This is a genomic window from Seonamhaeicola maritimus, from assembly GCF_008056315.1.
GTDB lineage: Bacteria > Bacteroidota > Bacteroidia > Flavobacteriales > Flavobacteriaceae > Seonamhaeicola > Seonamhaeicola maritimus.
In genome coordinates this window covers 933,413-951,191 of the sequence record NZ_VRKQ01000008.1, presented here as the reverse complement: position 1 = coordinate 951,191, position 17,779 = coordinate 933,413, and the positions used below count along the sequence as shown (strand labels likewise).

The window sequence follows — 17,779 nt, the reverse complement described above, 5'->3', positions numbered from 1 at the left end:
ATTTAATTTAGACTTACTAAAATGGTGTTAATTGATTTTGGCTCTAAACTCAAAGCTAAATGCCTATTACCAGCTTTAACTTTTATGTTTTTTAATTGTTCATCTGGATTGTAAGTCATTAACATAATGTTTCCATTTTTAAGTTTAAATGCTAAGTGATTCTTTCCTTTTGAAGACTTTAAATAATGGTCTCCTGGTTGAACGAACTTTGATAGGTGTTTAAATAAATAAAATTCATCTGTATAAGTTACTTCATTAGAGACTCTATCAACAATAATCATAGAATTTTGTGGCCAGCCCCAAGCACTTTTTCCGGTTTCATCTAACACCATATTCCAATACATGTAGGAGCCTGCACCATTATTGATATAATGAACCATGTCTTTCCAAGACCTTTCCAAAGAAGTCCAATCATTTTCAGATTCACCACATTTATTTTCCGTTTGCATTAATTTCATGTCAGGAAATTCCTTATTAATTGTTGGAATTGACCTTGCTCCACCCCATTGAAAACCTACACCTGTAATGTATTTAGCTGCTTCTTTGTACTCCAAAACTGTTTTTACATAATTGGGATTACCAGAATTAACAGTACCCAGCCATATTTCAGTATCAAGTTTGTCGGCCTTAAATTGAGGACCAAGAAAATTGTTTATAAAATACCCCATATCTTCTGGTCTCCATGTACAACTAGGCCAATTTGGTTGATATGCTATCTCATTTTGAGGTTGAATAGAAAACAGTTTTACACCCTCTTTTTTATAAGCCTGAACAAATTTCGAAAAATAAAGGGCATATGCTTTTAGGTAACGTTCCTGCATTTTAAATGCGGTAGCGTTATTTAAAACTTCGGCTCCCGGGTCCATCTTATTACCCGCTTTGGCATTTTCAAAACCCCCACTTCTCATAGCGTAATGCTCATTTACCTTCATCCACGTAGGTGGCGACCAAGGAGATGCCCAAATTTGTAAATCCGGATTTACTTTTAGAGCCTCTTTTAAATACGGAATGAGAATATACCTATCTCTATCAATATTAAAATCTCGCATTTCAAAATCTTCAAATACATCATTACTTGAATAATAGCTTAATGCATAATCTGAGGCTCCCAAAGGAATTCTACACATAGAAAAATTACAGCCATCTTCTGAAAACAAAGCCTTAAACACTTCATTTGATGCTTCCTTAGAAAGGGTTGTTAAAGCATCCCACCCTAGTTCATTAAAAGCTCCCCCTACACCATCAATCTCCTGTAGTAAACTATCTGGATAAATGGTTATATCTGCCTTTTCAAATTCTTTTAACTGTTTCACTTTCGATTTAATCCATCTCTTAGATTGGGTAGTGGAAACTAAATCAACTTTTTGTGCGAACATAACATTAACAACAAAAATAACTGCTATCAATAATGTAGGTTTAATTCTGTTCAATCTCATTTTACTATTATCTATTTTAATAATTCTATAACTCGCTTGAAAACACAACTTCAGGCAGTCTTCTCTATTCTATAAACATTTAGACTATGAAATTGTATTCTTTCAAGAAGCAATTTTGCAAAAAAATAGACCTTAAAGTATAACTAATGATTCATACTATGTAAATAATAACCCATATCCAAAATATGATCAATAGGTTACAATTTCATAGCTGTTTTTTTTCGTTTAGAAACTGCAAAGGAGAAAATAATTACTAATAAAATTAATTATATTTTGGTTAATCCATTTACTTAGCATCCGTTTGATTCCACAATCTATACGGGTCATCGTGGGCAATCATTTGCTCTAATAATAAAGCTTCCATTTCGACTAATTTTTCTGCATACTTTGGATTTTCTGCTAAATCTGTTTCCATGTCACCAGGCTTATTATGTTCTGCCACATACTCATGGGGATTTTCGGCCAAATTGAAAAGTTGAGTTTCTCTAACAGCTCCTCCCATAACATCATATTTAATCAGCTTCCAATCTCCTTTTTTAACGGTTCGCATACCTGGTTTAGTTCCACCTGCATACACACCATAACTCACCTCTCTAACCACTTCTTTTTCACCTGTTAACACTGGTACAAAGCTTTCACCTTCTACTTTTTCAGGTGCCTCAATACCAGCCAAATCGCATAAAGTTGGTAAAACATCTAATAGGTATATATTTCCTTTTACGCGTTTACCTGCTTCTATTCCCGGGCCTTTAATTAAAAAAGGTACCCGCCACGTGTGTTCGTATAAATTTTGTTTTCCCATAAGCCCGTGTCGTCCAATAGACATACCATGGTCTGATGTATAAATAATATAGGTATTATCAAGCTCTCCCATAGCTTCAAGTTTATCTAAAACTTTACCTATTTGGATGTCTATATTTTCTGAACACGCATACTCCCTACCTAGTTCATTACGTACAGTTTGTTCATCTCTATTCTTCCAAACACCGCTAACACGCTCTTCATCCCTAAGTTCTGGATGCCCATGATGAAATGGATGAGCAGACAAATAATTTTCTTGTAATTGAGGCTGCTTAGGGTTGGCAGGTGGTAAACTTTCTTTATCCCTGTGGTTAACCGCTCCATATTTTTCTAATAATTCTGAGGTTCCGTCTCTTCTATCGTGAGGATGCGAGAAACCAAAATAGATTAAAAATGGGTCTTTTTCATCTAATGAGTCTCGTTCCTTCAAATAATTTAAAACTTGTTTTGAATGCCATGCACTACCAGTTTCTTCTGTTCCTCCTCTTTTTGTAGCATCTTTAACCACTGTAAACTGATTATTTGCATTTCCATAAGAATTCCCCTTTTTGCAGGTACGCATGGTTTTATAACCTGCTCTGTTGAAAACAGCCCCCATAGTCATACTATCAATAACGTGCGGATCTCTTTGTTTCTGAAATTGTGCACTTGGTGGTAAATGCCATAGCGTACGGCCTGACATAATCATATGTCTTGATGGTGTACATACCGCTCCGTTCATAGAACCCATGTGTCTAGCATCATCAAACACTAAGCCTTCTTGAGCCAACTTATCTAAATTTGGGGTTTCTAAAATTGAATTAGGGTCATAAGTCTTTAAATCGAACGGAGATTGGTCATCAACCAAAACAAATAAAAAATTAGGTCGTTTCTTTTCTTGCACTTTAGTTTTTTCTTCTTTACAGCCAACCATGATCAAAGAAAATGTGCATACAGCTATTATGAATGTTATATAATTTTTCATGTAATTCTATTTTGTTGTTTCGGTTCTAATAATTTTATTGTTCAATACCTCTTCAATATGCACTTTTGCACTTTCTTGCTTTAAATTCTCAATCAAAATATTGTGAATACGTCCATCATTCAAATAGACTTTTAAACGATTGGCATTTTTTGATTCTATTTTCTTCAGCATATTTTCTCCTTTATAAGGTTCTAATACATGTAAAAACTGGGTTTCTTTTTCATTTACACGTACACCATACGTTCTACGCTCTGGGTTGTTACGCATGATGCGTCGCTTTCCGCCGATGGGATAATCAGAAACCAATATATTCGCCTTCTTTGGCCATAGTGTATAAACATCTAATTTGTTTCCGTTTTCATCAAAATTTACCTCTGCACCCTTATTTGTTCTATACCATTGGGCATTTGCAAAGTATTTATAAGGTGAATCGTTCTGATGGTTCAAGGTATCCAATAACTTTCCTTTCTTTTTAGCTCCTTTGATTGATTTAAAACCTACGGGGTGGATTAACCAATCATAATTATGTTTTTGATTAGATTTCATATAATCGGCAATTACCACATAATCATCTGTAACTATTGATAAACGCTTTTGTTGTATTGGATGAAAATTTGGTTCATAATCTGTATCGTCCCATGGTGGAAACTTATCGGCATTCCATTTAGGAATCTTTCGCCATCTTGCCTTTGTTTCTGTTACCGTGGCCTGCATAATATCGCCTTGAAAAAATAAGGTCTGATTTGATGGTACTGCTTCCTGTTGTAACTCATCTACAATGACCATATTATGGGTAGCAGATGTTTGTACACACTCTTTGTACCCGGGATTCCCATAACCATACCATACCATTTCCGCTCCAAAATATTTATGTCCGTTACGGTCTAAAGCCACCATACTGGCTCTATCAAAATGACCATGCCAACCCCCGTGTGTGCCATATTTAAAATAGGCCTGAATTTGTTCTTCTGGGTTGTTTCTTTTTTCTTGAGACCTTAAAGCTACCAACCCAACACTTGGTGCTAAAGCAGAACTTGTTCTTGGATCTTCTACTTCTGGTAATTCTCCCACTCCATACAATAAAGACAACCAAGACTCCCTCTTGGTTTTACTTATCACCCAGGCCAAATCATCTAATTTATAAGATCTGTAAGCAAGCTCATAAAAAGGGTCTGGTGTTTTTAAATTAGAGTCGTTACTAGCCACAACATTGGCATTTTCATCCATAAATGGAATGTATGGAGCCACCATGTCTTCTAATCCTACCGTATTTCTAGTTATTGGTCCCCAATTGACAAACTTCATTCCTGTAAACCCTTCTTTAACATTTTCAAAATCTTTGCTTTTAAACTTTACAGGGAAACGTTTATGGTACAAATCCCATCCATAATTTTGAAATGCCTGTGCCACTAAACTATAGCGTTGTACTACTAAATAACAATAGTTGGCTGTTCCTTCAAACCACCAGCCGTCATCCATAACGCCTTTACCTATTTGGTCCGCCATACCGCCGGGAGCATTGGTTAAATAATCAACTTCGGCAACATCCTCTAAAAAAAGGGCAGATAATATAGCTCCAGCATTGGCACTAGCTTGATGGTTCATGATGCCTAAGCCATCCATATGCTTTCTATTCAACTCTAGGTAATACCTAAAAGAATTAATAATGTTTTCTCTATCCTTATCTGAAAACTCTGGCTCATTAAAAACGATATCACAAGCCGCTGCCAAGTGCAAAAAGAAATTACCCTCATGAACCTGTACACCATAGGTTGCGGCCCCTATTGAAAGATAACCAGCTTCCTTATCACAAACTTCTTTAATGAATTGTATAGCTTTTTCCTTATAACTTTTTTCACCAGTTAATTTCCAAGCCAAACATAAGCGGAACACTTTCTCACTATCACTTGGCCCGTAAGCTAAACTAGACCATACTTTGGTAGGTCTGGGTTTGGTAACAATTTTTCTCTCTGGCACTTTATAGGCATCCAGTTCCTTAAGCATTTTATTGAAATTATTTTTTGCCCAGGTGTAATTTTCAACTTTCTCTTTAGTTTCTTCTAATATCCCATTGGTTACCAATAAAAAAGGGTGCGGTTTTGACCTAACCGAAATAAACTCTAGCTTATAAATACTATTGTTAGATACATTTTCTACTAGCACGAAACTAGATTCATGTCCGCCTTTTGGCATTCTATCACTAATAATAACAGCCAATTTTCCATTATAAACGTTGTTCGGACCAATAGTAATATTATTAGTTTCCAAAATATATTTACAGGCTAAAAGCCTAGGGTTTTGTATAGAAAATTTAAATTCCTGCGGAAAGGATGCTGTATTTTTGATTTTATAGGAATAATGAATGGTGTCATTAGCCTTAGCCGACTTACATTGCACCTTCTTTAAATGTGATGTATCATTCCCTTCACTAGCATAACTAGTTAGTGTTGTCAAACAAAGAACAATAATTAGATGAATTTTTTTCACTTTTTTTATTTCAGTTTTTATCTATTCTATTGTTTCTCAACGGTTACATAGTAGGCTCCTAAAACCTCCTTCGTATCTAAAGTAAACCATGTTTGTAGTTGGGTTTCTCCTTTATTCAGTTCTATATTGAATTCTACAAACCCCTCATTGGGGTTTACGGTTTGTGTTAATTCAATATCTTGAATACTTATTTTAGCTTCTTGAATATTTAGGGCTTTGCTCGCTTTACTTTTTGATACACTTGTTCCTGGAAGTGCTGGTCTTATATGAGCTTTAGCGTTTAAAGCTAAGCCTGTCTCTTTGGGCCATCTTCGTAACTTTAAAGTGTACTTCCCCGCTTCTGAAACTCTAACCAACCAATGTCCGTTATCAATATATCCGGTTCTAATGTGTCTTTGATGCCAAGGACTAGCCTCCCTATCGGTATGCCAGTCATGACCATATAATGTTGAAGGGTTTTCTTTTTCATGACCAATAATTATATATGGTTGGTCTTTATAACTTGGTGAAATATCTTTCCACCACTTTTTATAAGCCGCTCTATAGGCTTCAACTTTTTCAGGATGTTGGTCTGCAATATTATGTCGCTGTTCTGGGTCTGTTTTTAAATTATATAACTCTGTACTATCAACTAATCTCCAGCTACCTTGCATTAAGGAAGTTCTTCGCCAAGGTTCTGGGTTTTCAACACGCTGAGAATTGGTGATAACTATTCTATCCTTAAAGGCTGTATTATCACCATTTATTAATGGTACCATACTTTCTCCATCAAATTTAATTTTGGAATCAACATTCAAATCGCATAAATCCACTAAAGTTGGTAAAATATCGTAATGGGCAGTTAATTCGTTGATATCCTTCCCCATAGCAATGTTTCCATCTTTCCAATGAATGAATAGTGGTACTCTATGTCCGCCTTCATATTTACTCGCTTTAACTCCACGCATGCCAGCATTATAACCTTTCTTGATAAAACCGTCTAAACGATGCCCCTCTGTTTTAGCACCTTGAGCAGTTCCGTTATCTGTTGTAAATAATAGAATAGTATTATCGAGCTTGTTACTTTCCTTGAGATAATTGACTAACTTCCCTAGGTTTTCATCTATATTTCTAATCATTCCTAAAAAAGGTGCATGGGGAATATCTTCATTCCCTTCTAAATCTTTATAGTAATTATCTTCTACATTATAATTTGAATGTGCTGTATTTGAAGGTATATAGCAAAAGAAAGGTTTGTCTTCTTTTGACCCTATCCATTTAATGGCCTCATCAAACCAAACGTCTGCACTATAACCTTCATATCTTTTAAGCTGGCCATTGTGTAAATACATATCATCAAAATAATCGTTATCCCAATAATCCATGGTCTGTCCCATACCTCCGCCACCGTGAGTTAAGACTTCTTCAAACCCTTTATCTTCGGGTCTAAAAGGATAGTTATCACCTAAGTGCCATTTCCCAAACATGGATGTAGCATATCCATTTTCTTTAAAAATTTGGGCCATAGTAATTTCTCGTTCCAAAATTAGCGAACGCCCATTTACAGTATGCCAAACCCCTGTTCTATTATTATGACGCCCCGTTAGTAGGGCCGCTCTAGTAGGTGCGCATGTTGGACTAACATGATAATCTGTAAACCGAGCGCTTACACCATGAAGTGCATCTATATTGGGAGTATTTATGAATGTATTTCCTAAAGCAGAGATATCACCATAGCCCTGGTCATCAATTAAAATAAGAATTACATTAGGTTGTTGCTTTATTGTTTTCTCTTCTTTTTTACAGGAAAAAAGAATAAGTCCTAGAGCAATGGTTAAATAAAATGGTAATTGTTTCATGCTTAATATATTCACTTATTCAAATTGATTTAAATTATTTTTTCTTCAAAAAAATAGCATTTCCTCCACCTTCAACTAGTTTTACGGTAAGTTGAGATTCTGATGTGACCTCTATTTTTCTAATACCATAAACTTCTTTATTGGTCAGAAAATGTGAATCTTCTGCATCTTCATAAAGCGTAGCTTCAAATGATTGATCTTTAGGTAAAAAACTTAAATCAATCGTTAAGTTTCGGGCTTCCCTATTGGTTAAAGATCCAACAAACCAATTGTCTCCTGCTTTTCTAGCCACGGTAACAAACTCATCTAATCTAGCATCTAAAACTTGAAAGCTATCAAACTGAGTAGGCATCTGTCTTACGCACTCAAACAAATCGTCTTTCTTTAAATATTCATCAGGACTATCTGGAAGCACCATCCAACCAGAATAAACGGCAATTAACTTGGCAACTTCGGCTGCTACCGTGCCGGGTATTACTTTAAAAACTTTTTCTCTACTATGTGCCTTATTGAGTCCAAACCAACCATTAGTCATATCTAAAGGACCTGAAATCATGTTAATAAGCACAGTATTCACAGCAGTCTCCGGATAATACGAACGGCGTGCATCAGCTTGTGCATGCCCGTATTCCTTTGTAACCAGATTAGGCCAAGTTCTACGATCTCCACTAGGAGCAACGGGACCATCATGAAAATTAACCATTAATCTATATTTAGCACAAAGCTCCACAACCTTTCTTGTATGTTGCACCTTGGCTTCACCTTTACCGGTCATGAATCCGTACTTCACTCCAACCGCACCCCAATCAGAAAATTGCTTAAGCACCCTTTCCAATCCAAATTTTTTAGCGCCTATATCATTCAAATAGAGAATTACCCCTATCCCCTTATCCTTAGCATAACTCATACATTCTTCAATATTGACATGTTGACCGGAAGAGGTTGGATCTGAATTTTGATCAAATTCCTCCCCATACCAATCGGCGTCAATTAATAAGTACTGAATATTATTATTGGCAGCGAAATCTATCATTCGCTTATGAGTAACTGTGTTTAACCCATAAACAAAGTCATCTTCGGCCTCATATCCCGCTATCCTCCAATCCCATAAGGATTTCCCCGGTTTTATCCAGGATGGGTCCTCAATCTTACAAGGTTCATTTAGGTTAACTATAATATTTGACTCCACCAAGTCTCCTATTTTATTACCAAGAATGAAAGTTCTCCAAGAAGTTTTATACGGTTGGTCTTGACTAGAATAATCTGTATTGAAACTCAAAGTTTGGCTATTACTTGATGCATTTATGGTAAAGGGAGCATGGCTAAGAATTTCAGATTCGTGAATGCCAATAAACTTATCTTTATTAGTCTGAACAACAAGTGGCAGCCGTACTTTTTCTAGAGAACTCCCAGACCGTTTATTAGGCCCCAAATTATGTCTTTCACCATTATAAGCCCAATATCTAAAATCGTCATTAAACCTAAGATTTGTTAGTTCGTTATCAATCAAAGAACCATTGGAAACCATTGATTCTGAAGTAAACTCATAGCGATAAGCAAAGCCATCATTATATAATCTAAAAATGATTTCATATAATAATTCTTCACTCGCTTTTTTTGAAACACCAATCCTAAACTGGTTATAATAATTGTGAATTGTTGACTGTTTGCCGTTTACGGTATTCCATGTATTATCAAAAGACTCTTTTGACAATTCAGAAAAGCTAACATCTTTAGTTCCATTAATTTTATTGACCATAAGACCAATCTTTGATGATGCCAATAAGGTAACCCCTTGAAAAACAACACTAAATTGACCTATAGAATTGTTGTTTGACAAATGAACCTGTACATGTTTGTCAGGTGATTCTAGCAAGAATGATTCTGTCCTTCCACAAGAAAACAGGGTAATCAAAATGAAACAAAATAAAAACTTGGATAAGCCACTCAAATTGTAAAATCTAGTCTTATTGATGTTCTTCATAATATTATGTTGATATTTTGTTTTAATCACTTTTCGTCAAAGGTTTTAATCCTACTATCTATTTTATAAAACCTTGAAATTAAAAATCACCTTTACGTTGAAAAAAAATATTTTCTAGTAAAACCAAATAAGTTTATCAAAATAAATGCATGAAAAATAATGGTTTCAAAATATTCTCATTATTGAGAGCGGGTTATAAATTGATAATATTAACCTTAGTTCCCTTATTTTCAATTACACTTCCAAACGTTTTTAATTCACAATCTTTAGCTTGACCACCAATAATTAGTGGCATCCTTGTTTCATTGGTTAGCTTTAAACCCGAAGTTTCAAAATCCGCTATAGGCGACATGGATTCACCATGTCTAGGAGGTGAAAAACCAATGAGGATTGGGACTTTAGAAGGACGTATTGTGCCCTCCTTTTCGGTTTTAATTACAACTTCATTATTAGATTCTTGAATAGTCCCCAAAACATGTACCATTACATTTGCCGTGGTTGACATTAATGTGAATTGTGCCTTTACAGAACTTCCTTCAATATAAAATAAAGGGCCATGGGCTGCATCACCTTTGCAATTTTCTAAAATAGCATTATCACCTACCCAAAATCCTCGCTCTGTTCCTATTGCTTTGCAATTTTCAAGGTTGACATTACTAGCTGCTCTTAATTCAAACCCAGCTCGTGTATTTTTAGCAGTACAATTTTTAAATTGAATATTCTTTATTCTCCCATAAGTACGAAAACCATCTTCACACAAAGATTTCACATAACCAGGTGTAACCTTGTATTCGCCTGATCGGTTTTCGGTCCAAGTTTTAAAATTCACATCAAAGGCAGGTCCTGATGTTTCACCTAGTATTTCGTCTGTCTTTCTTACTTCTCCTTCCACGTAACAATCCTCAAAATAGATATTTTCGGCATTCTTCTGAATAAAAAAACCATGACCGAAAGACTTCATATAAAGTTTACAACCAAGAATTTTTGTATTACTTCCTGTCACCAAAAAACCACTATGTTTCTTATGTCTAATGACACTTTCTCTTCCCTTTCCAAAAAGATCACCATACCCATAAGGATATGACCCTGTAACATGTATTGTAACACCTCTAACTATGTTGTTGTTACCCGCAACCTCAAGGGCTACTCCACCCGGAGAAGTTCCTTTCCCAATATATTCTAGCTTTAGTCCACTAATAGTATTACCACTACCGGAAATAAGAAATTCTGTTGAATGAATTTTAGGTTTTAAAATTGTTCGTAATTCTGTGTCTACTAAAATCTTAACACCTTTAAAATTGAATGTATTATTATCACCACTAAAGGTTATGAATTGATACATTTTTCTATTACGTCTGGCTTCTAAAGAATCTACGGTTAAAAATTCAGCTAATTTATAGATGCCCGGTGCAAGTGTAATACTATTTCCACTTTTTTCAGCATACTCCGAAAGTTCTTCAAGACTGCTTATTCGAATTTGTTTTGCGAACAAATCAGAAAAAAAACATATACATAATATTATTAAAGCGCTACGAACTTGAGACATGGTTATTTAAATTGAATATTCTTCACAAACTCATTTGCTTTGACCTGATGTTCTTCAACTTTTTTACCATCTAACACAACATTATCAAAAATGATATTTTCTGCTGTGTGGGTGTCATCAAAGCCGGTTAATAGCATACTTGCATGGTCTCTTATTATGTACGGTTTCCAATCCGTTCCATCTTGAAACCCTGTTAACGTAGTATCAATTGGTGCTGAAGTTGCTACAATGTCTTTAAATACAACGCTTCTAACATTGCCTCGCTCCTCTGTTTCTGTCCAACGGGTTTTACCAATCCAAACAGAGATTAACCTACGAGCTTCTTCAATTCGTATGTCTTTAAAAGTAATATCACTTATCAATGCATCATCACAATGGTAAACACGTAATGCTGTTTCTCGTCCCACATCATGAATAACATCACAATCCTCAAATAATACATTGGTAACATTTTCACGTACCTCAGCACCTATACTTAATGAATGGGCCAACTCATTCCAAACTACACATTTTCGGGTATGTATATTTTTGACCTCACCCCGACCTTCAAATGATTTTACCACCACAGCATCATCCAAGGTTCTAAAAAAACAGTTTTCAACCAATACATCACGACTGTTAGAAATATCTACACCGTCTGAATTTCCACGCCATCCCAATATTTTAATATTGTCTACATGAATATTGTCTGAAGCTTGCAACGGAATAGTCCAATGGCTTGGGTCCCGAATAATAACCCCTTCAATCTTTATATCAACAGACTTTTGTGTAAATATGGTATACCGTCTTTTGGGTCTTGGAATAGCAGATTGGTCTATGATTCCACGTCCTCTAATTGTCATATGTTTTCCTTGAAGGAAGAACGTTGGAGGGTTTCTTTTTCTACCTCGTAATTCAACTTCATCTTCTTCAGAATCCAATCCTGCCTTTAAATAAGCTCCTCCAGCAATATACACGGTGGTACTATCATCAACGACTACAGTAGTAACATCATGAACTCCTGGTCCAAAATATATAACGTTAGGATCGTCTTTATCTGGAACATTTTCTTCAAACGAATTAGCAAAAATGTGCAAAGACTCATACCAGTCACCATTTACTTCTATTGTTAGATTACTAGGTTTATCAATTGAAAATGTAATGACATTACCTTCAACAGTTGATTCTACCCCATATGACGTAGGCAATATTTTTACTGAATTAACCGCTTCTGGGTAGGTTACCTTTACTTCTGCCTTGGCATTCATATCAAATGAAGCAAATGAAGCCAACCCAAATTCACTTCGAGAATGATTGAGACGTGGAATTGGTTCACGTGCAGGAATTGTGAAATTGTAAACAGGTACCTCTTTGCCTTCAACTTCCACTTTAAAGGCTTGTGAAAGTTCAATACCTTCTGGTGCTGGATATACTTTTACATTCTCTGTATTTTGCTTGTTCTTAGATTTATCATTACATGAAAATATAAAAACAGAAACTAAAAAAAGCCCCATAAATACGTAAATATTCTTAAGGTAAGCTGTATTAAAGTAAATCATAATTAATCGCTTTTATTTTAAATGAGTTAATATAAATTGAGTAGCGTAATCGTTTAATTCTTGTATTGATGGTGAAATATTCTCACCATGAAAACTATGTGCTGCATTCTTAATGGTTAACAGCTCTACATCTGCCCTTTTTTCTTTGGCAACCTCTACCATATAAGTAGAATTAATGATTGGTAGCACCTTATCTTTATCACCATGAATTAATAAAACTGGTGGACTTTTTTTGTTCAGCTGCTCTGTTGGACTCAGTAACTTAGCCAATACCGGCTTATTACTTAAACTATCTCCTAAAATCCTGTCATATGAGCTTTGTTTTTCGAAAAGTGACCCTGGTACTAAATCTTTATTTACAAGTGAAGTTGCAGGAAAATAAGAAACCACACATTTAAACTTAGGAGCTATTCCTGTTAATTTATGGTTTCCCAAGAAATCTGAATCTTTCCCTAAAGCAGTTAATAAACTTAAATGTCCACCAGCAGAACCGCCCCAAACACCATATTTCTTTTTATGCAATTTGAAATGTTTTGCATTTTTTAAAAGGAATCTGGCAGCATCTTTGGCATCTACAAGCGCATCATAGGCATTGGACTTACCTCTAGCCAAACGGTACTCAATTGTTACGCAAATTATACCCTTATCTAAAAGTGATTTTAAAGTGCCTAAAAATGCCTTTTTTAATACATTATATTTACTTCCACCAGCCCATCCTCCACCATGAACATGCATCATCCATGGATTTTTAGATGTAATTTTTTTTGCATCTGGATAAAAAATAGTCATATCTAACTCTTGTTCATCAACGGTTTTATAAATAATCGTTTCCTTATTTGGAAATGCATCTAGTATTTCCTTTTCATGAGATTTTTGAGCCAATATAACCAAAGGACAACATAGCAAAAGAAATACTATTAATTTAATGTTTCTTAACGTAATTTTCATTTTTAATACTTTCAGTATTTATTCAAGAACAATTGTTCTTAAGTCACCCTCTTCAAACTTCATCTTATTATTATCAAAAATAATTTCAACTGGAATCTCATTGTGCAGCATTAAATTACCGTTCTGCTGTTTCAAAACAACATTCCCTATTTCTGATGTTGAAAATGCTATATCCCTTGGCAGTTACCTCTTTTCCATTTCCAATAAAAACAACCCAATCACCATTAGTTTCATTTGCTACCAAAGTATAGGTAGCATCTGTAGTGATGCTTTTATAATTTACTTTTTGCTGATTTGCTAAAGAAAACACAATATCTTCACGACCAGATTTATGCTTAATATTTAAGCCAACAAATTCTGAACTACCGTTTTCATCCTCAAAACTTGAAATACTTTGAATACTTTTACCTTCACTTGAAGTAAATGGTTCATAAATTGAGATGAATGGGTGCTCCCATGCTTCACCATGTTGGCGAGCCGTTAAAGTCAAATAAGGACTTTTACTAACTTCATAAGGCAACCCTCCATTTCCCCTAAAGGCCTTATTTGGAGGTGATTTTATGGAGAACACTTCGCGCCCTTCTGTTCCCTGCATCCACAAGTTCATGAATACATCATCTTCTCCTTCTGGCATGTCTATTTTCCATTCTGCCTGATAGTCCTCACTCGTTTTTATAGATTTTTTATCCCACATATAATCCAATGCATATAAATGCCCTCCTGCAAAACCCATTTCTTCACTTGTGGTAAGATTTAGTGGTTTTCCTGAGGCATCCATAATCTGCATGCTCTGACCTAAATTATGATAATAGTAATCATGAAACTTGTCTCCTTTTCTTTGTTTTTTAGAACGAAAAACATCTACATAGTAGCCTGTAGTTTCACCTGTTTTTACAATACTTACCAAACGAGATTGGTCACTTCGTGTTTCTGGTTCTAAAAAGAATACATCTGAATATGTAATATCTGTATAATAGCCTTCTTTTTGTTCAGACTTTGGATATTGCCCCATTAAATCAAATGCATGATAACTCAGCATCTCAGTATATGAAGAAGCCCCATCAACCATCACTGTATTATGTGCAGGGAACTGCGAGTAATATTCCAAATAGATTGGTTGAAGATACCCGGCTCCTTTTCCAGGGTCTGCCCCTTGAACAAATCCTTTTCCATACAATTCCATATTAATACCATTGGCATGCATATGATTTCCTAAAGATCCGTTTAAAGAAACCATCATACCATTTTTCCCTTGGCCCATACGTTGTACATGCCAACTCACATTTGGTGCATAGAAGGTTTGCGTTATGTAATCCCCTAAGTTACCTTTGGGATATTTGGGGTTTAATTCTAATGGTTTGCTTGCAAAAAATGAACTAATATTTGCCCGTGGCCTTCTACCCCGATTTGACGATCTAGAATCTTGGGAAAATAATCGATACATCCCCGTGAACTCTTTCTCCAATACCTCATCTCCATTTTTTTGGGCAGTACGTATCATATCGCTTATTGCGCTAGTGCTTAGTCCTCCATAATTGCTATCTCCAAAGGCAACGGTTTGCCCGTTTGGAAAAAGATACTGAGGGAGTACTTTAACTGCCTTATCCATTACCGGCATATAAGGAAGTATGTTATGATCAAATGTATTATCAAAATCATTAATAAAATGCGTTAAATCTTTAGTAACCCCAAAGGAATAACCTGGACATTCAGCCCACACTCCATTATTTTTATCATAACCATAATCTAAAAATTTAGTTGTAGACCACTGCCTTGGTGATGTTACATTCAAAATATAGTCCATGTAATATTCACGGCCCTTACCATCTTCATAAAATTTATTATCCTTTAAAACCATTCCCGCTTTAAGAATAACCTTTGCCTGATGCAAATTCCAGTTGTTTTGAGGCACACCATTCTTGATTATTTGATCATTCCATTTCTTTATGGTTGCATCATAAATTTTAATTTTATCCGGATAATTCTTTTCAATGTATTGATGCAGAAAATCATAAAGTTCTGAAATCGAAATCAAACTGCTCTCATGTATAACTTGAAAACACTCTAGACCAACTAAAGTTTGAATATGGCCATTGAGTAGATCGATGGGCTCATTTCTATAATACATACCCATCGTATAAGTATCAAAAACATCAAATGCAAATTTTGCAAAACGTTCATCTTCTTCAAGCCAATACAAAAAGGAAGCATCTCTGGCTAATCCCAGAATTCTCTGGTTATGTCTATGTATTTGGCCTCCTGTTTTAGACTGGTCTACCCACTCCAAAGGTCTTCCTTCCTTAGTTTTATTTCGAAGATAAAGGCCACGTTCATCATCCATATACGGAAGAATATCTTCCAAATCTGGCATGGCATAGTTAGTAGTATTATCACGCGAACCAGTAAAGCGCACTGTTGGAACCGGTGCTTCTCCATCGGCATGTGAATAATAAATACCATTGATATAAACGTTAGTGGCCCTGGTTTTCCAATACATCATAAGGCGGGATACCATCCACTCCGGATCCCCTACATGACGCTCCACATGTTCATCAATACGTTTGTGAATTCCAGAAAGCACTTCTTGGGCCCATGCCTCCTTTTTTATAGTTTTTTGTAAATCTTTCTTTTCAGACTGGCTGATATAAATTCTAGGATAACCTTGTTCCAAATTTTCGGGAAGTGGAATTTTGTTTAATTCTTGAGCTGTCCCAAAACTTGCAAAACATGTTATTAAGAGAATTGTCTTGAACTGTTTTATCTTATTTTGAATATTATATACTAGGTGCTTCATTTTTAATCAACTTTAAATTTTATTGTTCTACTTTAACAACTTCTGCTGTACCAACCAAATCTTCATTAACCGTTCCAGGTAATAGCAAAACTTTTGTTTGGGTTTGGTTATCTAGCTTAATATTAGTGGCATGCATGCTAGCATTTTTATGGAAATTCCCGTAACTCTCCCAAGTAGCCAGTTTAATTACCATAGTTTCAGGAATATATTCAGGATTTGCGGTTTTAATTTTAACCTCATGTCCCGACCCATTGATTTTTGCCAATAAGTTGTTGGCCATACCATCACGACTATCTAAAATTTCAATTTCTACATAGGCATTTTTTGCCTTGGTATAAGGCACGCCAAAAGCTTCGGCGAACTTAGCGTCTGCCCTACAATTAACTATGCTATCATTGTTACCCACATTGAAACCTGTTGCCACGCATTCACGAACCATACAATTAATTACTTTATCTCCAGATGTACTAAGTCCTGTACAAATACCTCTTCGCATTTGAAACACGGTACAGTCCTTTATAGTGGTATTCTTTGTTGGATGCCCATTATATTCTGGATACATACGTATACCATCTTCACTTAATGAGATAATTTCACCTGGGAGTATTTTACCATCTAAACCAATTATAGTCCCCTCTACATATCCCGGTTTATGAGCATGTTTTGGTTTTTTTGCATAAAAGTCTTTATCGAACATATACCCTGAGGTTTCAGCAAGTATAGCATCTGTAGTTCTTAACAAACCATCTACATGACAGTCTTCTATAAATGTATTTTCAGCGCCTTGTAAAAATATAGCATGCCCCATAGCCCGCATATGTACTTTGCAGCCAATTAGTTTTACATCTTTAGCGGGATACCCAACACGAATACCGTTCATTTTTCTAACGTCTCCACCTCCTAGTCCAAACAAACTACCATAACCATAGGGGTTTGAACCTGAAGTCCTCACCTCAACATCTTTAAGCGTTACGTCAGTCCCAACAATATTAAATATCTTGTTTTTACTTTGTCTACCTGGTTTATCGCCATAGGTTTCAATGTATAAACCTTCAATAACGACATGGTTACCTGAAATTTCTATAGCACAATACATTGAGTTTCCGTCATTGCTTATTTTCAAATCCTTACGGCTAAACAATTTGGTATCAACCATAAAACGAACACCTGTAAAATCATAATGGGAATTACTACCTGTAAACCTCAAAAAACGAATACTTTCGGCTTCATCAATTTGATAGTTCCCACTTTTTAACCTAATCTTTACGCTATCTTTAGCAGCATACAATTTTAAATCTGAAAGATTATCTATTACAATAAAACTAGGCTCCGGTGCCTTATCTTCCTTGGGCGATTGACATGAGATTCCAAAGAATAAAAATGTGACTAAAACACAAAAAAACAACTCTATTCCGTATTTCGTTTTTAACTTCATTATTATTG

At 35.4% G+C, this 17,779-nt stretch carries 10 protein-coding genes; all 10 read right to left on the bottom strand.

The window, feature by feature from the left end:
• Positions 1 to 2 precede the first annotated feature (2 nt).
• Complete coding sequence (locus FUA22_RS04020) at positions 3 to 1,436, bottom strand: glycoside hydrolase family 30 protein (RefSeq protein WP_147766535.1); 1,434 nt, start codon at positions 1,434 to 1,436, stop codon at positions 3 to 5.
• A 286-nt stretch (positions 1,437 to 1,722) separates the two neighbouring features.
• Positions 1,723 to 3,201: a sulfatase-like hydrolase/transferase gene (locus FUA22_RS04015; RefSeq protein ID WP_206667085.1), complete on the bottom strand. Its 1,479-nt coding sequence runs from the start codon at positions 3,199 to 3,201 to the stop codon at positions 1,723 to 1,725.
• Between the two features lie 6 nt (positions 3,202 to 3,207).
• Positions 3,208 to 5,655: a heparinase II/III family protein gene (locus FUA22_RS04010; protein WP_147766534.1), complete on the bottom strand. Its 2,448-nt coding sequence runs from the start codon at positions 5,653 to 5,655 to the stop codon at positions 3,208 to 3,210.
• A 59-nt stretch (positions 5,656 to 5,714) separates the two neighbouring features.
• On the bottom strand, positions 5,715 to 7,526 hold the full coding sequence (locus tag FUA22_RS04005) for an arylsulfatase (RefSeq protein ID WP_147766533.1): 1,812 nt from the start codon (positions 7,524 to 7,526) through the stop codon (positions 5,715 to 5,717).
• 34 nt (positions 7,527 to 7,560) lie between these two features.
• Positions 7,561 to 9,510, bottom strand: a complete 1,950-nt coding sequence (locus FUA22_RS04000; protein ID WP_147766532.1) for a glycoside hydrolase family 97 protein — start codon at positions 9,508 to 9,510, stop codon at positions 7,561 to 7,563.
• Between the two features lie 193 nt (positions 9,511 to 9,703).
• Positions 9,704 to 11,056 (bottom strand): right-handed parallel beta-helix repeat-containing protein, encoded by a 1,353-nt coding sequence (locus FUA22_RS03995; RefSeq protein ID WP_147766531.1) that lies wholly within the window; start codon positions 11,054 to 11,056, stop codon positions 9,704 to 9,706.
• Positions 11,057 to 11,058: 2 nt separating this feature from the next.
• Complete coding sequence (locus FUA22_RS03990) at positions 11,059 to 12,594, bottom strand: glycosyl hydrolase family 28 protein (RefSeq protein ID WP_147766530.1); 1,536 nt, start codon at positions 12,592 to 12,594, stop codon at positions 11,059 to 11,061.
• Between the two features lie 12 nt (positions 12,595 to 12,606).
• Entirely contained in the window at positions 12,607 to 13,542 is a 936-nt protein-coding gene (locus FUA22_RS03985) for an alpha/beta hydrolase fold domain-containing protein (RefSeq protein WP_147766529.1), read from the bottom strand.
• A 115-nt stretch (positions 13,543 to 13,657) separates the two neighbouring features.
• Positions 13,658 to 16,336 (bottom strand): hypothetical protein, encoded by a 2,679-nt coding sequence (locus FUA22_RS03980; RefSeq protein ID WP_206667084.1) that lies wholly within the window; start codon positions 16,334 to 16,336, stop codon positions 13,658 to 13,660.
• A 19-nt stretch (positions 16,337 to 16,355) separates the two neighbouring features.
• Positions 16,356 to 17,771, bottom strand: coding sequence for a right-handed parallel beta-helix repeat-containing protein (locus FUA22_RS03975; protein WP_147766528.1), 1,416 nt, complete (start codon positions 17,769 to 17,771; stop codon positions 16,356 to 16,358).
• Positions 17,772 to 17,779: the final 8 nt, after the last annotated feature.

What these genes read in the sequence shown, in the direction of transcription:
- FUA22_RS04005 (WP_147766533.1), bottom strand. Translation starts at nt 7,526, where the DNA reads ATGAAACAATTACCATTTTATTTAACCATTGCTCTAGGACTTATTCTT.
- FUA22_RS04000 (WP_147766532.1), bottom strand. Translation starts at nt 9,510, where the DNA reads ATGAAGAACATCAATAAGACTAGATTTTACAATTTGAGTGGCTTATCC.
- FUA22_RS04020 (WP_147766535.1), bottom strand. Translation starts at nt 1,436, where the DNA reads ATGAGATTGAACAGAATTAAACCTACATTATTGATAGCAGTTATTTTT.
- FUA22_RS03975 (WP_147766528.1), bottom strand. Translation starts at nt 17,771, where the DNA reads ATGAAGTTAAAAACGAAATACGGAATAGAGTTGTTTTTTTGTGTTTTA.
- FUA22_RS03985 (WP_147766529.1), bottom strand. Translation starts at nt 13,542, where the DNA reads ATGAAAATTACGTTAAGAAACATTAAATTAATAGTATTTCTTTTGCTA.
- FUA22_RS03990 (WP_147766530.1), bottom strand. Translation starts at nt 12,594, where the DNA reads ATGATTTACTTTAATACAGCTTACCTTAAGAATATTTACGTATTTATG.
- FUA22_RS03995 (WP_147766531.1), bottom strand. Translation starts at nt 11,056, where the DNA reads ATGTCTCAAGTTCGTAGCGCTTTAATAATATTATGTATATGTTTTTTT.
- FUA22_RS04015 (WP_206667085.1), bottom strand. Translation starts at nt 3,201, where the DNA reads ATGAAAAATTATATAACATTCATAATAGCTGTATGCACATTTTCTTTG.
- FUA22_RS03980 (WP_206667084.1), bottom strand. Translation starts at nt 16,336, where the DNA reads ATGAAGCACCTAGTATATAATATTCAAAATAAGATAAAACAGTTCAAG.